This is a genomic window from Paramagnetospirillum sp. (genome assembly GCF_058402745.1).
Genome location: NZ_JBZVFI010000011.1, coordinates 102,273 through 119,261, shown reverse-complemented (window position 1 = coordinate 119,261; position 16,989 = coordinate 102,273). Strand labels below are relative to the sequence as shown.

General features: G+C 66.3%; 15 protein-coding genes. 3 read left to right on the top strand and 12 right to left on the bottom strand.

Annotated features, from left to right (window positions below):
- Positions 1–70: 70 nt before the first annotated feature.
- A complete protein-coding gene (locus tag ACV4UZ_RS08690) occupies positions 71–1,777 on the bottom strand; it encodes a methyl-accepting chemotaxis protein (protein ID WP_491600498.1) in 1,707 nt (568 codons plus the stop codon).
- Between the two features lie 156 nt (positions 1,778–1,933).
- Positions 1,934–3,466, bottom strand: a complete 1,533-nt coding sequence (pap, locus tag ACV4UZ_RS08685; protein WP_491600497.1) for a polyphosphate:AMP phosphotransferase — start codon at positions 3,464–3,466, stop codon at positions 1,934–1,936.
- Between the two features lie 102 nt (positions 3,467–3,568).
- Here pap and ACV4UZ_RS08680 point away from each other — a divergent pair, with 102 nt between their 5' ends.
- Together ACV4UZ_RS08680 and ACV4UZ_RS08675 are read left to right on the top strand one after the other, a co-directional pair.
- Positions 3,569–3,853: a transcriptional regulator gene (locus ACV4UZ_RS08680; protein ID WP_491600496.1), complete on the top strand. Its 285-nt coding sequence runs from the start codon at positions 3,569–3,571 to the stop codon at positions 3,851–3,853.
- Position 3,854: 1 nt separating this feature from the next.
- Entirely contained in the window at positions 3,855–4,097 is a 243-nt protein-coding gene (locus ACV4UZ_RS08675; RefSeq protein ID WP_491600495.1) for a type II toxin-antitoxin system RelE/ParE family toxin, read from the top strand.
- Here ACV4UZ_RS08675 and ACV4UZ_RS08670 read toward each other — a convergent pair.
- Positions 4,090–5,286 carry an MFS transporter gene (locus tag ACV4UZ_RS08670; protein WP_491600494.1) on the bottom strand — a complete coding sequence of 399 codons (1,197 nt, stop codon included), beginning with the start codon at positions 5,284–5,286 and terminating at the stop codon, positions 4,090–4,092. The two genes, ACV4UZ_RS08675 and ACV4UZ_RS08670, sit on opposite strands and share 8 nt — an antisense overlap.
- Positions 5,287–5,297: 11 nt before the next feature.
- Between ACV4UZ_RS08670 and ACV4UZ_RS08665 the strand changes: the two genes are divergently transcribed.
- Positions 5,298–5,834 carry a bacteriohemerythrin gene (locus tag ACV4UZ_RS08665; protein WP_491600493.1) on the top strand — a complete coding sequence of 179 codons (537 nt, stop codon included), beginning with the start codon at positions 5,298–5,300 and terminating at the stop codon, positions 5,832–5,834.
- 9 nt (positions 5,835–5,843) lie between these two features.
- Here ACV4UZ_RS08665 and ACV4UZ_RS08660 read toward each other — a convergent pair whose 3' ends face one another.
- The 9 genes from ACV4UZ_RS08660 to ACV4UZ_RS08620 form a co-directional block, all read right to left on the bottom strand.
- Positions 5,844–6,197, bottom strand: coding sequence for a type II toxin-antitoxin system RelE/ParE family toxin (locus tag ACV4UZ_RS08660; RefSeq protein ID WP_491600492.1), 354 nt, complete (start codon positions 6,195–6,197; stop codon positions 5,844–5,846).
- Positions 6,194–6,454, bottom strand: coding sequence for a type II toxin-antitoxin system ParD family antitoxin (locus tag ACV4UZ_RS08655; protein ID WP_491600491.1), 261 nt, complete (start codon positions 6,452–6,454; stop codon positions 6,194–6,196). The genes ACV4UZ_RS08660 and ACV4UZ_RS08655 overlap by 4 nt, the downstream gene beginning before the upstream one ends.
- A gap of 132 nt (positions 6,455–6,586) precedes the next feature.
- Positions 6,587–7,996, bottom strand: coding sequence for a dihydrolipoyl dehydrogenase (lpdA, locus tag ACV4UZ_RS08650; protein WP_491600490.1), 1,410 nt, complete (start codon positions 7,994–7,996; stop codon positions 6,587–6,589).
- 97 nt (positions 7,997–8,093) lie between these two features.
- Complete coding sequence (gene odhB, locus ACV4UZ_RS08645; RefSeq protein WP_491600489.1) at positions 8,094–9,296, bottom strand: 2-oxoglutarate dehydrogenase complex dihydrolipoyllysine-residue succinyltransferase; 1,203 nt, start codon at positions 9,294–9,296, stop codon at positions 8,094–8,096.
- Between the two features lie 18 nt (positions 9,297–9,314).
- Complete coding sequence (locus ACV4UZ_RS08640; protein WP_491600488.1) at positions 9,315–12,281, bottom strand: 2-oxoglutarate dehydrogenase E1 component; 2,967 nt, start codon at positions 12,279–12,281, stop codon at positions 9,315–9,317.
- Positions 12,282–12,456: 175 nt separating this feature from the next.
- Positions 12,457–13,332 (bottom strand): succinate--CoA ligase subunit alpha, encoded by an 876-nt coding sequence (gene sucD / locus ACV4UZ_RS08635; protein ID WP_491600487.1) that lies wholly within the window; start codon positions 13,330–13,332, stop codon positions 12,457–12,459.
- A 2-nt stretch (positions 13,333–13,334) separates the two neighbouring features.
- Entirely contained in the window at positions 13,335–14,531 is a 1,197-nt protein-coding gene (gene sucC / locus ACV4UZ_RS08630; RefSeq protein WP_491600486.1) for an ADP-forming succinate--CoA ligase subunit beta, read from the bottom strand.
- Between the two features lie 31 nt (positions 14,532–14,562).
- The gene (gene mdh, locus ACV4UZ_RS08625) at positions 14,563–15,522 is read right to left on the bottom strand and encodes a malate dehydrogenase (protein WP_491600485.1); all 960 of its coding nucleotides are present in this window, start codon (positions 15,520–15,522) and stop codon (positions 14,563–14,565) included.
- Positions 15,523–15,796: 274 nt separating this feature from the next.
- Entirely contained in the window at positions 15,797–16,984 is a 1,188-nt protein-coding gene (locus tag ACV4UZ_RS08620) for a hypothetical protein (RefSeq protein WP_491600484.1), read from the bottom strand.
- Positions 16,985–16,989 lie beyond the last annotated feature (5 nt).

Here is a 16,989-nt window from a genome sequence, read left to right as displayed (position 1 = left end):
GTAGCGGGCGGGGACGCCCGCGCTCCGATACCTGTGCCGTCATGGAGCGCGGGCGTCCCGCCCGCAAAGGCTACTCCGCCGCCACCAGATGCAGGTGCGGCGCCTTTTCCCCGCGATGAATGGCGTCGAGGAAGGTCTCCACCTCGGTGCGCAGCGCGTCGGCCTGGCCGGTGAGCTCCGCCGCCGCCGCCAGCACTTCCGAGGCGGTGGCCCCGGCATGGCGGGCGGCGTCGCTGACCTCGCCGATATTGCCCGACACCTCGGCGGTGCCGGTGGCGGCCTGCTCGATGCTGCGGGCGATTTCGGTGGTGGCGGCCGATTGCTGGTCCACGGCGATGGCCACCACCGACGAGGTCTCGTCGATCTCGGCGATGGTGCGCACGATGGCGGCGATGGCGTCGGCGGCCTGGGTGGCGGCGGACTGCACCTCGCCGATCTGGGAGGTGATCTCGTCGGTGGCCCGTGCCGTCTGGTTGGCGAGGGTCTTGACCTCGTTGGCGACGACGGCGAAGCCCTTGCCGGCTTCACCGGCCCGCGCCGCCTCGATGGTGGCGTTCAAGGCCAGGAGGTTGGTCTGCGACGCGATGTCGTTGATCAGCGCCACCACCTCGCCGATGCGGCCGGCGGCGGAATTGAGGCCGGCGACGATCTCGCTGGAGCGCTCGGCCTCCTCGACGGCGGTGCGCGACCGCGCGGTGGAGACCTCCACCTGACGGGCGATCTCGGCCTCCGAGGCGTGCAGTTCCTCGGTGGCGGCGGCCACCGTCTGCACGCTCATGGCGGCATGGTTGGCGGCGGCGGCCACGGCGGTGGATTGCCGCGCCGTCTGGTCGGCGATGGCCGACATGGACTGGCTGGTGGACTGCATCTGGGCGGCAGCGGCGCCCACCGACTTGATGACGCCGGCCACCTTGGCGTCGAACTCGGCGGTCAGCCGCTCGATGCGGCGCTGGCGGGCAAGGTCGGCCTCCTGCTGGCGGAGCTTCTCGGCGGCGGCCTCGGCGGCGGCCTCGATGTGCTTCTGGAACACCTTCAGGCCGCGGGCCAGGGCGCCGATCTCGTCGACCCGTTCGGTGTGGCGGATCTCGACCCCGTGGTCGTCGTTGGTCAGGCGCTCCAGGGCGGCGGTGACGTCGCGCAAGGGGCGGGTGATGCCGCGTCCCACCCAGGCGGCGATCAGCCAGACCAGGGCGAGGACGGCCAGGGCGGCGGTGCCGAAGCGCAGGGCGCTGGCCCGGAAGGCGGCCGAGACGTCGTCGATGTAGATGCCGCTGCCGATCACCCAGCCCCAGGGGGTGAAGCCCTTGACGTAGGACAGCTTGTTCACCGGCTCGGTGGCGCCGGGCTTGGGCCACATGTAGTAGACGAAGCCGGCGGATTTCTCGGCGACGGTCCGGTTCATCTCGCGGAACAGGAACAGGCCGGTGGGGTCCTTCATGTCCAGGATGGGCTGATCGATCAACTTGGCGTTGGGGTGGGACAGCATCACCGACTGATCCAGGCGGTGCACCCAAAGGTACTCGCTGCCCTCGTAGCGCAGCTTGGACACGGCGGCCAGGGCGGCGGCCTGGGCTTCCTCGCGGCTGAGCTTGCCGGCGCGCTCCATCTCCTCGAAATGGGCGAGCAGCGACTGGCCGACCTCGACGATATGGCGGGTCTTGACCTCGCGATCATCCATCAGGTCGTGGTTCATCTGGGTCAGGCTGGCGGCCACCACGGCGGCGATGCCACACAGCGCGGTGGCCACGATCAGCCACAGTCGGATCGCGATCTTCATGTAACCCCCCTACCTGCGCGGGAATTGGTGCTTAGCGCACTCTTCCCCCCATTCGTAAGGGTTTTTATGTAGGAATAAACCGGCAGTCAATGGCCGATTTGTGTCTATTACCTCTGTCGGATAGGATTTGCATATCCAAAGGACTCAATAATTTTTCTATGGTTTTCGCTTCTTGCCATTTTTCCCCAAGGCGGCCTCCAGGGCGTCGGCCACGGTGCGCATCACCTTGACGCGGGCATAGTTCTTGGAATTGGCCTCGACCAGGGTCCAGGGGGCGTTGGTGGTGGAGGTCCTTTCCACCATGTCGTTGACCGCCTGTTCGTAGACGCCCCATTGCTCGCGGTTGCGCCAATCCTCGTCGGTCAGCTTCCATTTCTTGTATTCGATCTCGCCGCGGGCGTTGAAGCGGGCCAGCTGTTCCTCGGCGGTGATGTGCAGCCAGAACTTGCACATGACGATGCCGTGGTCGGTCAGCTGACTCTCGAAATCGACGATCTCGCCATAGGCGCGGCGCCAGGCTTCCTCGGTGCAGAAGCCTTCGACCCTCTCAACCAGGACGCGGCCGTACCACGAGCGGTCGAACACGGTGACGCGCCCCGCCCGGGCGATGTGGCGCCAGAAGCGCCAGAGGTAGTGCTGGGCGCGCTCCTCCTCGGTGGGGGCGGCGATGGGGATGACCTGATAGTCCCGCGCGTTCAGCGCGTTGGTCAGGCGGCGGATGGTGCCGCCCTTGCCGGCGGCGTCCCAGCCCTCGAACACCAGGGCGGTGGAGACGCCTCGCTCCTTGGCGGCGTGGTAGAGGTGGGCGAGCCGCGCCCGCTGCTCCTGCAGCGCCTGATTGTATTCGGCGCCCTCGATGGCCAGACTCATGTCCAGCGACGACAGGATGGAGGGCTGCGAGGCCAGGGCGGCGGGTTCCGAGGATTTCGTGGCCTTGGCCTTGCCCTTGATCTCGGCGTTGACCTTCTTCACCGCCTCGCGCTTGGCGAAGTGCTTGGTGATGGCCTCCTTCAGGGTCTGCAGCACCACCGCCGAGCGGTAGCGGGCATCGGCGCCCTCGACGATCTGCCAGGGGGCGTGGCCCTTGCTGGTGTGCATGATCAGGCGTTCGGCGGCGGCGATGAACTTGTCGTACATCTCCCAGTGCTCCCAGTCCTGGCGGGTCACCTGCCAGGCGGTGAGCGGGTCCTTCTCCAGGCTTTTCAGGCGCTTCTTCTGGGCCTTCTGCGACAGGTGCATCCAGAACTTGAGGATCAGGGCGCCCTCGTCGGCCAGGGTCTTCTCGAAATGGACGATGCGGTCCAGCCGCTCGTCCAGTTCGGCGCCGGTGATCTTGTCGTTGACCCGGTCGATCAGGGGGTGGTGGTACCACGACGACATGAACAGCCCGACCTTGCCCTTGGGCGGCAGGTCGCGCCAGTAGCGCCAGTATTCGGGGCGCTCGCGCTCCTCGTCCGACGGCGGGCCATAGGCGCGGGTGACGATCCAGCGCGGGTCCATCCATTCGTTCAGAAGGTTGACCGTCTCGTTCTTGCCGGCGCCATCGACGCCAGCGAACAGCACGATGACGGGAAAATCAGCCTCGCGCAGCTGCTGCTGCAGGTCCAGGAGCTCGGTGCGCAGGGCCGGCGCCATGGCGTCGAAATCCTCGCGCGAGATCTTGCGTCCCAGTTCGGCGGCCTCGAACATGTTCCATCCCCCCATGGCACCATCAACCGGAAGTATGAGCGTATGCCTAATGCACAGGGGCGGCAAGGGGCTGTACTATGCAGGCCCTTGCAGGAGGTGCCCATGCCCCGGACGGTTCAGCTGGTTCTCGACGACGCCTTGGCCCGCCGGGTGGAGGAGCGGCTGGCGGCGGATGGCGGCGACGCGGCGGCGCTTCTGGAGCGGGCGCTGCGCTCTCACCTCGATGCCGAGGACGAGCGGATGGCGGCCAGGGAGGCGGTGATCCGGGCGGCGGGGGAAGGCGAGTTCGGCGCGGTTCCCGGCCTGTCCGCCGACCACGCCAGGGTCCGGCTGTGGCTGCTGGGCTGGGGCGGCGAGGGTGAATCCGGGCCGCCGGGGTCTTGCTGAGATGATCCGCTGGTCCGACACGGCCCTGACCGATCTGTTCCGGCTGCGGAGCGGCCTGAGCGGCGAGGCCGCCAGGCGCATCGGCCGCCTGATCGCCGAATCCGCCGATTGCCTGGCCGAGTTCCCCGAACGCGGCCGGGACGGCGCGGCGGCCGGCACAAGCGAGCTTCCGCTGCCCGGCCTGCCCTGGCGGCTGGTCTATCGGGCGGGCGAGGGGAACGTGATGATCCTGCGGCTCATCTGAGTCTGAGAGCCAGCGGCCCCAAGGCTCCAACCACTGCCATGGAGACGAAGGCCAGCCCCCAGGCCTGGGACGAGGTTCCGCCGCCGGCATGGTCCAGCACCATGCCGAAGGCCAGCGGCCCGACGAAGCCGGCGCCGAAGCCCAGCAGGGAATGGATGGCGATGGTGGCGCCCCGGCGCTCCGGCTCGGCCGCCATCACCGCGCCGGTGGTCAACGCCGCCGAATCGATCTGGATCAGCACGTTGTAGAGCAGCATCAGCGCCACCACCCAGCCATAGGGCAGTCCGCCCAAAAAGCCGACGACCGCGCCCATGACGGCGGACGACAGCATGGCGGCGGCGCAGACCCGGCGGCGGTCGAAGCGGATGGCGAGGTCGGCGCCGACCAGGGATGACCCCATGGCCAGCAGGGAGGCCAGCGTGGCGGCGGAGGTGGGGGACATCCCCCCGGCGTCGGGCTGGGTGGCCAGGACCCAGGTGAGGAAGGCCACCGTCCAGGATCGGGCTCCGAACAGCTCCCACACATGGGCGGCGTAGCCCAGCACATAGCCCATGGCGGCGCGGTTGCGGAACACCGGGCCGAAATCGAAGGGATTGACCGGCTGGGCGGGCGGCGTGGGCTCGGCCCTGTCCAGCAGGGCCAGGACCAGGACGAAGGCGGCCAGGGCGCACATGCCGCCCAGGGCGAAGGCCGCCTTCCACCCCCAGAACTCGGCGATGGCGCCGATGACCATGAACGACCCGCTGGTGCCGAGCGAGAAGCTGGCGGTGTAGAAGCTGATCCAGCGGGCCTGCTTCGGCCCCCTGGTGCGATCGACCAGGGCCTTCAGCCCCGGCATGTAGGTGCCGGCCAGTCCGATTCCCGCCAGGAAGCGCAAGACCAGCGCCGACCAGAAGCCCTCGGCCGCCACGGCGTAGAGCAGGCACGAGACTCCCGCCACCAGGGCGCCGAACAGATAAACCTTCTTGGCGTCCACCCGGTCGGTCATGGTGGTCAGCACCGGCACCGCCATCGTATAGCCGGCGAACAGCACCCCGGAAATCCACCCGGCTTCCGTATTGGACAGAGCCCAGGCGGCGACGAAATCGGGCAGCAAAGCGGGAAAGGCGAACACCCCCACCATGGTCAGCACTTCCGCGGCGCACAGGCAGAAGACGGCCCTGGCGCCCAGGGAAGGGGAGTCACTCACCGCAATGATCCATGACTTTTGTCCCGTTTCAATTCTCGTATCGGGTGTATACCGTAGAGGGGAGCCTTGGGGGGCTCGGTGGGCGCCTCGTGGGAGAGGGAGGACCCTTTCATATGGCCTCGAATCGGATTGTTTCATGGGGGAACGATAAGATCGAGTGGTCTGATGATCTTCTTGTCCACGCCGGGCAGGAGGATGACGACCATCGCGAGATGTTCACCCTGATGAACCAGATCTTCTCGGCCGCCCGCCTGGGCGCCGACATGGTCACCCAGGCGGTGGCCGATCTGTGCCTGTTCACCCGCGAACACTTCGCCCGCGAACAGCACGGCATGGAACAGACGGGCTATCCCGGGCTTGAAGCCCACCGCTACGAGCACGAATACCTGATCTTCCAGCTGGACGCCCTGATCGAGCGCCTGATGATCTCCGGCCCCGATCAGGTGGCGGACGAACTGCTGGACCTGCTCAAGCGCTGGCTCTGCGACCACATCCTGACCCACGACGCCGCCTATTCGGATTATCTGCGGATGCGGGGGATGGCGTAATAGGCCGGTTCAGACCGGGCCGTGGGTGAGATGCACCCTTGGCTCCATTCCTTCGTGGAGCAGACGCAGGATGACAACGAGTGATGAACCATCGCGCTGTCGCTCCATGGCGTAATACAGCATATGTGCCGCTACGCCGGCTCTACCCGCCGCGTTCTCCAGGTGAAAGGCGCGCAGTCCGGGGAGAATGGTACTCCGGTCCCAGGATCCGCCGCGTTCGGGCTCGTCGGCGATCATCTCGACGGCCTTTGCGATCAGCCGCTTATATGTATCCCGCTGGATTGAGCCGAATTGCTCCTTGGTCTGCCGGAGGACCGCCTTGAAATCCTGCTTCGCGGCTTCGGTAACCCGATAGCCGTTCACCCCTCATCCCCACCCATCTCATCCAGGATCGTGGCGATGGGGCGTTCGTCCAGCCGGCCCAGCCGCCAGTCCTCGACACCGACCATGACGGCACGGCGGAGCATCTCGAGCTTCTCCTGCTCCAGTGCCTTCTCACGGTGAAGCAGGCGAAGAGCCTCGCGCACCACTTCGCTCTGCGACGAATAGCCTCCGGCCGCCACCTCCTGCTCAACGAAGGAGACCAGATTGTCAGGAAGGCTGATATTCATGGTGGCCATGGGGCGACTCCTTGATCCGTCGCCATCATAGTGGAGAATGGCAAAAATTGCCAATTCAGGGCTTTCCTTCCCGTTCCGATACAAAAAGGGCGCCCTATCACGGGCGCCCTTTCCGCATAGGGAACGAAAAAACTACGTGTGCAGCGGGCGGCCGTCCACGGCGAGGCAGGCTTCCTTGACCGCTTCGCCCAGGCCCGGATGGGCGTGGCAGGTGCGCGCGATGTCTTCGGAGGCCGCGCCGAATTCCATGGCGAGGACCACTTCGGCGATCAGGTCGCCGGCGTTGGGGCCGACGATGTGGGCGCCGAGCACCTTGTCGGTGGTGGCGCAGGCCAGCACCTTGACGAAGCCGTCGACCTCGTTCATGGACCGCGCCCGACCGTTGGCGGTGAAGGGGAACTTGCCGGCCTTGTAGGCGATGCCCTCGGCCTTCAGCTGCTCCTCGGTCTTGCCCACCGAGGCCACTTCCGGCCAGGTGTAGACCACCGCCGGGATGGCGTCGTAGTTCACGTGGCCGTGCTGGCCGGCCAGGATCTCGGCCAGGGCGACGCCCTCTTCCTCGGCCTTGTGGGCCAGCATGGCGCCGCCGACCACGTCGCCGATGGCGTAGATGCCGGGCACGTTGGTGCGGAAGTGGCCGTCGATCTGGACGAAGCCGCGCTTGTCCATGGCGACGCCGACCTTGTCCAGGCCCAGGCCGTCGGTGAACGGCCGGCGGCCGATGGCCACCAGGACGCAATCGGCCTCGATCTTCTCAGGCGTACCGCCGGCGGCGGGCTCGACGGTGACGGTGGCGGTCTTGCCCTTCCTGGCGATGCCGGTGACCTTGGTGCCCAGCTTGAACTCCATGCCCTGCTTGCCCAGCAGGCGCTGCATCTGCTTGGAGACCTCGCCGTCGTTGAAGGGCAGGATGCGGTCGAGGAATTCCACCACGGTGACCTTGGCGCCCAGGCGGCCCCAGACGGTGCCCAGTTCCAGGCCGATGACGCCGCCGCCGATGACCACCATGTGCTTGGGGGTCTTGGCGAGGGCCAGCGCGCCGGTGGACGAGATGATCACGTCCTCGTCGATCTCCACTCCGGGCAGCGGAGTGACCTCGGAGCCGGTGGCGATGACGATGTGCCTGGCGGCGACATTGGACTTGGCGCCGTCCTTGGCGGTCACTTCGATCTGGCCCGGGGCGGTGATGGCGCCGGCGCCGACGATGTAGGTCACCTTGTTCTTCTTGAACAGGAACTCGATGCCCTTGGTGTTGTCGGACACCACCTTGTCCTTGTGGCCCATCATGCCGGCCACGTCCATCTCGACCTTGCCGACCTTGATGCCGAAGGCGCCCAGCTCGTGGGCGGCGGCGTGGTAGTGGTGGGACGCGGTCAGCAGCGCCTTGGAGGGAATGCAGCCGACGTTGAGGCAGGTGCCGCCCAGGCTGCCGCGCTTCTCGATGCAGGCGGTCTTCAGGCCCAGCTGGGCGGCGCGGATGGCGGCGACATAGCCGCCGGGGCCACCGCCGATGATGACGACGTCGAAAGAGTTCTCGGACATTGGTTCGTCCCCTGGCAGAGCGTCACCCCCGGACTTGGTCCGGGGGTCCATGGATGGCCGGATCAAGTCCGGCCATGACGGTTAAGCGTGGCTGATCCTACATCTCGAGCAGGATGCGCTGCGGGTCCTCGATGCACTCCTTGACGCGCACCAGGAACGACACCGCCTCGCGGCCGTCGATGATGCGGTGGTCGTAGGAGAGCGCCAGGTACATCATGGGCCGCGCCTCGATCTTGCCGTCGGGCATGACCATGGGGCGCTGCTGCACCTTGTGCATCCCCAGGATGCCCGACTGGGGCGTGTTGAGGATGGGGGTGCTCATCAGCGAGCCGTAGACGCCGCCGTTGGAGATGGTGAAGGTGCCGCCCATCAGGTCTTCCATGCTGAGCTTGCCGTCGCGGGCCTTCTTGCCCAGGTTGGCGATGCCCTGCTCGACCCCGGCGAAGGACAGCTGGTCGGCGTCGCGCAGCACCGGCACCACCAGGCCCTGGGGGGTGCCCACGGCCACGCCGATGTCGTAGTACTTCTTGTAGACCAGATCCTCGCCGTCGATCTCGGCGTTGACGGCGGGCCAGTCCTTCAGCGCGGCGACGCAGGCCTTCACGAAGAAGGACATGAAGCCCAGCTTGACGCCGTGGCGCTTCTCGAACTGGTCCTTGTACTGGTTCCTGAGGTCGAACAGCGCGCCCATGTCCACCTCGTTGAAGGTGGTCAGCATGGCGGCGGTGTTCTGGGCTTCCTTCAGGCGGCCGGCGATGGTCTTCCTGAGGCGGGTCATGCGGACCCGCTCCTCGCGGTCGGCCTTGGCGCGCGGTCCCGACGGAGCGGCGGGCTTGGCGGGAGCCGGGGCGGCGGCGGGCGCGGCGGCGGCGGCCAGCACGTCGCCCTTGGTGACGCGCCCGTCCTTGCCGGTGCCGGCGATGGCCGAGGTATCGACACCGGAATCGGCGGCGATCTTCTTGGCCGACGGCATGACGGCGGGAGCGGCCGGGGCGGCGGCGGGAGCCGCGGCCGGAGCCGGGGCGGCGGCCTTGGGGGCCGGCGCGGCGGCGGCGGCGGCACCGGCGGCGCCGAGCACGCCCAGCAGGGCGCCCACTTCCACGGTGGCGCCGGCGGCGGCCACGATGTCGGTCAGGGTGCCGGCGGCCGGCGCGTTGACCTCGACGGTGACCTTGTCGGTTTCCAGCTCGACCAGGGGCTCATCGGCGCGGACGGCATCGCCCACGTTCTTGAACCACTTGGCGACGGTGGCTTCGGTGACGGACTCGCCCAGGGTGGGCACCTTGATTTCGGTGGTCATTTTCTTGGTTTCCCCTTTCTAGGCGGTCAGGCGGGAGAGCTTGGAAGCGCGGCGGAACGGCTGGGGCAGGGTGACCAGTTCGCCGGTCAGCGCCATGCCGGTGATCCATTCCTGTTCGGCCACGTGGGTCTTGTACAGGCCGGTGGCGGGCGACGCGGCGGCGCGGCGTCCGCAGTACAGGGCCTTCCTCGCCTTGATGTCGAGTTCCTCGCAGATGAACTCGATACGGCGGTCGACGAAGGTCCATGGGCCCATGTTGGCCGGCTCTTCCTGCACCCACAGCAATTCGGCGTTGGGATAGCGGGCGAGCTGGGCCTTGATGGTGTCCTTGGGCCAGGGATAGAGCTGCTCGACGCGGATGATGGCCACGTCCTTGAGACCGCGCTTGGTGCGCTCCTCCAGCAGATCGTAATAGACCTTGCCCGAGCACAGCAGCACCCGGCGGATCTTGGCATCGGCGACCAGATTCTCGGTCTCGGGCAGCACGCGGCGGAAGCGCGAGCCGGTGACCAGGTCGTCCAGCTTGGAGACGCACAGCTTGTGACGCAGCAACGACTTCGGCGTCATGATGATCAGCGGCTTGCGGAAGTTGCGGCGCAGCTGACGGCGCAGAGCGTGGAAGTAGTTGGCCGGGGTGGTGATGTTGCAGACCTGCCAGTTGTCCTCGGCGGAGAGCTGGAGATAGCGCTCCCAGCGGGCCGAGGAATGCTCCGGCCCCTGGCCTTCATAGCCGTGGGGCAGCAGCATCACCAGACCCGACATGCGCAGCCACTTGGACTCGCCCGAGTTGATGAACTGGTCGATGATCACCTGGGCGCCGTTGGCGAAGTCGCCGAACTGGCCTTCCCACAGGGTCAGCGTGTTGGGCTCGGCCTGGGAGTAGCCGTATTCGAAGCCCAGCACCGCCTCTTCCGACAGCGGGCTGTCCATGACCTCGAAATAGGCCTGGTTGCCGGGGCGGATGTGGTTCAGGGGCTCGAAGCGGTCCTCGGTCTCCTGGTCGGTCAGACGGCAATGGCGCTGCGAGAAGGTGCCGCGCCCGCAATCCTGCCCCGACAGGCGGACGGGGTTGCCCTCCACCAGCAGGGTGCCGAAGGCCAGGGCCTCGGCGGTCGCCCAGTCGATGCCCTCGCCCTTGTCCACCATGTCCTTCTTGGCGGCCAGCTGGCGGACGATCTTCTTGTTGACGTTGAAGCCCTCGGGAGTGGTGGCCAGCGCGTGCCCCACTTCCTTGAGGATGTCGGCGGAGACGCCGGTCTTCTCCTCGCGGAACTCTTCTTCCTCGGCCAACTGGGCCAGGCCCTGCCACTTGCCTTCCAGCCAGTCGGCCTTGTTGACCCTGAAGCTCTTGGCCGCTTCGTAGTCCTGCTCCAGGCGGGCCTGGAAATTGGCGAAGATGGCGTCGGCGTCATAGCGCGACAGCGTCCCCTCGGCCACCAGCTTCTCCATGTAGATGGCCCGCGTGGTGGGGTGAGCGGCGATCTTGCGGTACATCTGCGGCTGGGTGAAGGCCGGCTCGTCCGACTCGTTGTGGCCGTGGCGGCGGTAGCAGACCATGTCGATCACCACGTCGGCGCCGAATTCCTGGCGGTACTCGGTGGCGATGCGGGCCACGTGCACCACGGCTTCGGGGTCATCGCCGTTGACGTGGAACACCGGGGCCTGGAAGCCCTTGGCCACGTCCGACGAATAGGGGCCGGAGCGCGAGTACTGCGGCGCGGTGGTGAAGCCGATCTGGTTGTTGATGATGATGTGCATGGTGCCGCCGGTGCAGTAGCCCTTGAGCTGCGACAGCAGCATGGTCTCGGGCACCACGCCCTGGCCGGCGAAGGCGGCGTCGCCGTGCAGGATGATGCCCATCACCCGCTTGCGCTCGGTATCGCCGAACTGGGTCTGCTTGGCGCGCACCTTGCCGACCACCAGCGGGCCGACCACTTCCAGGTGGCTGGGATTGGGCATCAGCGACAGGTGGACCACCTTGCCGTCGAAATCGCGGTCGGCGGAGGTGCCCAGGTGGTACTTCACGTCGCCCGAGCCCTGGACGTCTTCCGGGTTGGCGGCGTTGCCCTGGAATTCCGAGAAGATGGCCTGGTAGGGCTTCTTCATGAAATTGGCCAGCACGTTGAGACGGCCGCGGTGGGCCATGCCCAGCACCACCTCGTCGACGCCCAGCTGGCTGCCGCGCTTGAGGATCTGCTCCAGCGCCGGAATGACGGACTCGCCGCCTTCCAGGCCGAAGCGCTTGGTGCCGGTGTACTTCATCTGCAGGAAACGCTCGAAGCCCTCGGCCTCGGTCAGGCGCTCCAGGATGGCGGTCTTGCCGCGCGCCGTGAAGTCGGTGCGGTTGTGGATCGATTCGATGCGCTTCTGAATCCAGGCCTTCTGGTCGGGGTCCTGGATGTGCATGAACTCGACGCCGATGTTCGAGCAGTAGGTTTCCTGCACGATGCTGACGATGGAGCGCAGCGTGGCGGTCTCCAGGCCCAGCACGTGGTCGATGAAGATCTCGCGGTCGAGATCGGCATCGGTGAACCCGTAGGTGCGGTAGTCCAGCTCGGGGTGCTGCTCGGGCTTGGTGAGGCCCAGCGGGTCGAGCTTGGCCATCAGATGGCCGCGCACGCGATACGAGCGGATCAGCATCAGGGCGCGGATCGAATCGATCTGGCCCTGGCGGATGGCGGCCGGATCGACCGCCGGGGCGGGGGCGGCCTTGGCGCCGTCCTTGCCCGCCTTCTTGGCGGCGGCGGCAGCGGCGGCGGCGGCCTCGGGATCGATGGCGCCGATGATCTTGACGTCGCGCCGCGCGCTGGCGGTGCCCTTGAAGTCCTGAATGAGCGCGGAGCCGTCGTCCTTCAGATCCTGGAAGAAGGCCACCCACGAGGAATCCACCGAGGAGGGGTCTTCCAGATAGCGGGCGTAAAGCTCGGCGATGAAGACGGCGTTGCCGCCGCTCAGAAAGGACGATTCGTCGAACTGCTTTGTCATGTTCGGGATTCGACGCAGGTTCTTGCCCGCGTCCCTTTCGTGCTTGGGCCGGGCGGCGCCGCCGGGCGCCGCTCGTTAACGGCGCAAACTGCTTTCTTATTATTATTAAAAACGGTCCGACGCACCGGCGGTCCGGCGCTCCGGCGACGCGCCGGACCGTTTGGTACTAAGCGGTTCAGCCCTTGAGGAGCTTCACCATGGTCGAGCCCAGCGAGGCGGGCGAGTCGGCGACGGCGATGCCGGCGGACAACAGGGCTTCCACCTTGAAGTCGGCGGTGTCGTTGCCACCCGAGATCACCGCGCCGGCATGGCCCATGCGGCGGCCGGGCGGAGCGGTACGGCCGGCGATGAAGCCGACGGTCGGCTTCTTCACCTTGGAGCGCTTCAGCAGCTCGGCGCCCTGGACCTCGGCGTCGCCGCCGATCTCGCCGATCATGATGATCGCCTGGGTCTCGGGGTCGGCCAGGAAGAGCTCCAGGCTGTCCACGAAGTTGGTGCCGTTGATGGGGTCGCCACCGATGCCGATGCAGGTGGTCTGGCCCATACCGGTGGCGGTGGTCTGCGCCACCGCTTCGTAGGTCAGGGTGCCCGAACGGGACACGATGCCGATCTTGCCGCGCTGGTGGATGTGACCGGGCATGATGCCGATCTTGCACTCACCGGGGGTGATGACACCGGGGCAGTTCGGCCCGATCAGACGGGTCTTGGAGCCCTGCAGCGCCCGCTTGACGGCCAGCATGTCGGCCACCGGGATACCCTCGGTGATGCAGACGGCCAGCTCGATCTCGGCGTCGATGGCTTCCAGGATGGCGTCGGCGGCGAAGGGCGGCGGCACGTAGATCACGGACGCGTTGCAGCCGGTCTTGGCCTTGGCCTCGGCGACGGTGTTGAACACCGGCAGGTCCAGGTGGGTGGTGCCGCCCTTGCCGGGGGTCACGCCGCCAACCATCTTGGTGCCGTAGGCGATGGCCTGCTCGGAGTGGAAGGTGCCCTGGGCTCCGGTGAAGCCCTGGCAGATCACCTTCGTGTTGGAATTAACGAGAACGGCCATTTTTATGCAGCCTCCTTCACGGCCTTCACCACCTTCTCGGCGGCATCGGCGAGGTTGTCGGCGGCAATGATCGGCAGACCCGACTGCGCCATGATCTTCTTGCCCAGCTCGACGTTGGTGCCTTCCAGGCGCACGACGAGGGGCACGTTCAGCGAGACTTCGCGGGCGGCGGCGACAACGCCTTCGGCGATGACGTCGCAGCGCATGATGCCGCCGAAGATGTTGACCAGGATGCCTTCGACGTTGGGATCGGACAGGATCAGCTTGAAGGCGGTGGTGACGCGCTCCTTGGTGGCGCCGCCGCCGACGTCGAGGAAGTTGGCCGGCTCGGAGCCGTACAGCTTGATGATGTCCATGGTGGCCATCGCCAGGCCGGCACCGTTGACCATGCAGCCGATCTGGCCATCCAGCTTGATGTAGTTCAGGCTGTGGCGGGCGGCTTCGAGCTCGGCCGGGTCTTCCTCGGACTCGTCACGCAGCTCTTCGATGTCCTTGTGACGGAACAGCGCGTTGTCGTCGAAGTTCACCTTGGCGTCGAGAGCGATCAGCTCGCCGGCGCCGGTGACCACCAGCGGGTTGATCTCGACGATGGAGCAGTCCAGGTCCATGAAGGCCTTGTACAGCGCGCCGACGAACTTGACGCAGGTGTTGACCTGCTTGCCCTCGAGGCCCAGGCCGAAGGCGATCTGGCGGCCGTGGTACTGCTGGAAGCCCTCGACCGGGTCGATGGCGACCTTCAGGATCTTCTCGGGGTTCTTGTGGGCCACTTCCTCGATCTCCATGCCGCCCTCGGTGGAGGCGACGATGGTGACGCGGCAGGTGGCGCGGTCGACCAGCATGGACAGGTACAGCTCGCGCTTGATGTCGCAGCCCTGCTCGATGTAGACGCGCTTGACTTCCTTGCCCGCCGGACCGGTCTGCTTGGTGACCAGGATCTGGCCCAGCATCTGATCGACATTGCTCTTCACTTCTTCGACCGACTTGACGACGCGGACGCCGCCCTTGCCGTTGGGGTCGTTCTTGAAGCGTCCGGCACCGCGGCCGCCGGCATGGATCTGCGACTTCACGACCCACACCGGGCCGCCCAGTTCCTTGGCAACCTGCACCGCCTCGTCGGGGGTGTAGGCGACGCCGCCCTTCAGCACGGCGACGCCGTACTTGGCCAGCACCTGCTTGCCTTGATACTCATGAATGTTCATCGGGTCTTGCTCCCCTTGAGTGTCGTATCGATTAGCCCATCAGGCCCTTGGCGACCTTGACCAGGCCACGAACGGCGTCGGCCGACTTGTTGAACTCGGCCTGCTCGGCGGCGTTCAGCTCGATCTCGACCACGCGCTCCACGCCCTTCTCGCCGATCACCACCGGCACGCCGACGAACACGTCGTCGGGCTGGCCGTAGGTGCCGGCCTTGACCAGGGTGGCGACGGGCAGGACGCGCTTCTTGTCCTTCAGGAAGGATTCGGCCATCACCACGCCCGAGGCGGCGGGGGCGTAGTAGGCCGAGCCGGTCTTCAGCAGGTTGACGATCTCGGCGCCGCCGTCACGGGTGCGCTGCACGATCTTGTCCAGCTTCTCCTGGGTGACCCAGCCCATCTTCACCAGGTCGGGCAGCGGAATGCCGGCGACGGTGGAGTAACGGACCAGGGGAACCATGGTGTCGCCGTGGCCGCCCAGCACGAAGGCGGTGACGTCCTCGACCGAGACGTTGAACTCTTCCGCCAGGAAGGTGCGGAAGCGGGCCGAATCCAGCACGCCGGCCATGCCGACGATCATGTTGGCGGGCACGCCCGAATAGTGCTGCAGCGCCCAGACCATCACGTCCAGCGGATTGGTGATGCAGATCACGAAGGCGTTGGGGCAGTTCTCCTTGATGCCCTGGCCGACGGCGGCCATGACCTTCAGGTTGATGCCGACCAGGTCGTCACGGCTCATGCCGGGCTTCCTGGGCACGCCGGCGGTGACGATCACCACGTCGGCGCCCTTGATCGCCGAGTAGTCATTGGCGCCGGAATAGCGGCAGTCCACGCCCTCGACCGGGGTGGACTCGAAGATGTCGAGGCCCTTGCCCTGGGGGATGCCCTCGGCGATGTCGAACATGACGACATCACCCAGTTCCTTGAGGCCGATCAGGTGGGCGAGCGTGCCGCCGATGTTGCCGGACCCTACGAGAGCGATCTTCTTGCGTGCCATGGATGGAGTTCCCTCGAAATCGTGAGATGGTTCTAGACGAACGGGTGGGGCGCGCCGCGCGCGCGAAAATGGCCTGGGGGGCTTAGGTAACGCGATTCGCGCCCAAGGGCAAGCGGATTGGCATGCGCCGCGCGCAAACCCGCTCCGCCGGGAAACCTTGGGATTTCCGAACACTGGGGACGAAGCGGTAGGACCAAGGCGATAATGCTTTGGACTCGTTATAGGAAAACCTACCCGGAGGGGGATATTACCTGCCCGTGGGGGTGGGGGCTCCTCAGAAGCGCGCGGTATCGTCGCGGATGAGCCCGATGGAGTACTCTGCCGGCTTTCCATCCGAGAACTTCGCCCCGGCGGGATCCTTGAGGCTTCCCCGCATTTCCTTGGCGTTGCCGCGGAGCAGCAGAACGTCGCCGCGTTTGAAGGCTCCCACATCGGTCCGCAGTCTGGCGCTGATCTCGCAACCGCCTTCAACACACTTCTCCTTGCCTTCGAGAGGGAGGCCGCCAGTGTTGTTGACGATCAGCCAGCTGTTGGTCAGGGCTCCGGATTCGTCGGTCATGGCCCGCAGGTTCACCTCGGAATGGAGATCGCCCACGGCCAAAGCCCCGCGCCAACGTTTGACCGAAATGCTTCGCGAATCGCCGAGGTTCAAGGTGTTGGAGAATTGCTCCAGATAGGCTCCATTGGCATGGAGGAACGATCGCCAGAATGCCTCCATCTTGCGGTTGACGGGATCTCCGGCCGGAACCGTGCTTCCGATTCCGAAGATGTGAACTTCGGCCAGATTGAAACGCATGGCATACCGCTTGGCGGCATCGGCGCCCATGGCGACGGGGTCGCTTGCCTTTGCTGGCTGGAAAGACTGGCTGTTCTGCAGCATGTCCGAGAACACGATCAAGCGTGAGACGCCGTTTTCCGTGGCAAAGCGCTTCTCGTCATAGAACATCGCTTCGGCGATGGACTTGTCGGGGAGCGCTCCGCCCTGGATTGGCATGATCCCGCCTCCCTGTCCCTTGACGATGAAGGAGGACAGGGCGACGCGGAAGCCGCGTTCGAATTGTTCGCGGGCCTGCTTCATCTGGTCCATTGGGGTTCCGGTGAAGATCTCGCTGATTTTCTGGCCCCGCCGGAGGTCCTCCAACTCGGCGCTGCTGTAGTCGGGATAGCAAAGGCTGAACCGCTGCTCCGCGATGCCCGCTTCGGCCCGCAAGGCGACGACCTGCACCCGTTCCCTCGGGGCGAAATGAACCTTGTTCAGAATCTGGCGGGCCCACTTGTCGTCCCCTTGTGAAATGATGCTCTCATCCACATAGATGACGGTCTGGCGAGGTGATGCCTGGTTGCACCACGATTCGATGCCGCTCTTGTTGAAGACCCGGGATTCCACTTCCGCCGCCGTGGCTGACGCCGCGCCCAGGCCCAGGCACAGCAGGATGGAGGATGCGATTTTGTTGATGATCATGGCTG

Bases quoted from the DNA above. Each gene is read 5' to 3' on its own strand.
- ACV4UZ_RS08640 (WP_491600488.1), bottom strand. From the start codon at position 12,281: ATGACAAAGCAGTTCGACGAATCGTCCTTTCTGAGCGGCGGCAACGCC.
- mdh (WP_491600485.1), bottom strand. From the start codon at position 15,522: ATGGCACGCAAGAAGATCGCTCTCGTAGGGTCCGGCAACATCGGCGGC.
- odhB (WP_491600489.1), bottom strand. From the start codon at position 9,296: ATGACCACCGAAATCAAGGTGCCCACCCTGGGCGAGTCCGTCACCGAA.
- ACV4UZ_RS08665 (WP_491600493.1), top strand. From the start codon at position 5,298: ATGACTTTTGTCCCGTTTCAATTCTCGTATCGGGTGTATACCGTAGAG.
- ACV4UZ_RS08655 (WP_491600491.1), bottom strand. From the start codon at position 6,454: ATGGCCACCATGAATATCAGCCTTCCTGACAATCTGGTCTCCTTCGTT.
- ACV4UZ_RS08675 (WP_491600495.1), top strand. From the start codon at position 3,855: ATGATCCGCTGGTCCGACACGGCCCTGACCGATCTGTTCCGGCTGCGG.
- lpdA (WP_491600490.1), bottom strand. From the start codon at position 7,996: ATGTCCGAGAACTCTTTCGACGTCGTCATCATCGGCGGTGGCCCCGGC.
- pap (WP_491600497.1), bottom strand. From the start codon at position 3,466: ATGTTCGAGGCCGCCGAACTGGGACGCAAGATCTCGCGCGAGGATTTC.
- sucC (WP_491600486.1), bottom strand. From the start codon at position 14,531: ATGAACATTCATGAGTATCAAGGCAAGCAGGTGCTGGCCAAGTACGGC.
- ACV4UZ_RS08680 (WP_491600496.1), top strand. From the start codon at position 3,569: ATGCCCCGGACGGTTCAGCTGGTTCTCGACGACGCCTTGGCCCGCCGG.
- ACV4UZ_RS08690 (WP_491600498.1), bottom strand. From the start codon at position 1,777: ATGAAGATCGCGATCCGACTGTGGCTGATCGTGGCCACCGCGCTGTGT.
- sucD (WP_491600487.1), bottom strand. From the start codon at position 13,332: ATGGCCGTTCTCGTTAATTCCAACACGAAGGTGATCTGCCAGGGCTTC.
- ACV4UZ_RS08620 (WP_491600484.1), bottom strand. From the start codon at position 16,984: ATGATCATCAACAAAATCGCATCCTCCATCCTGCTGTGCCTGGGCCTG.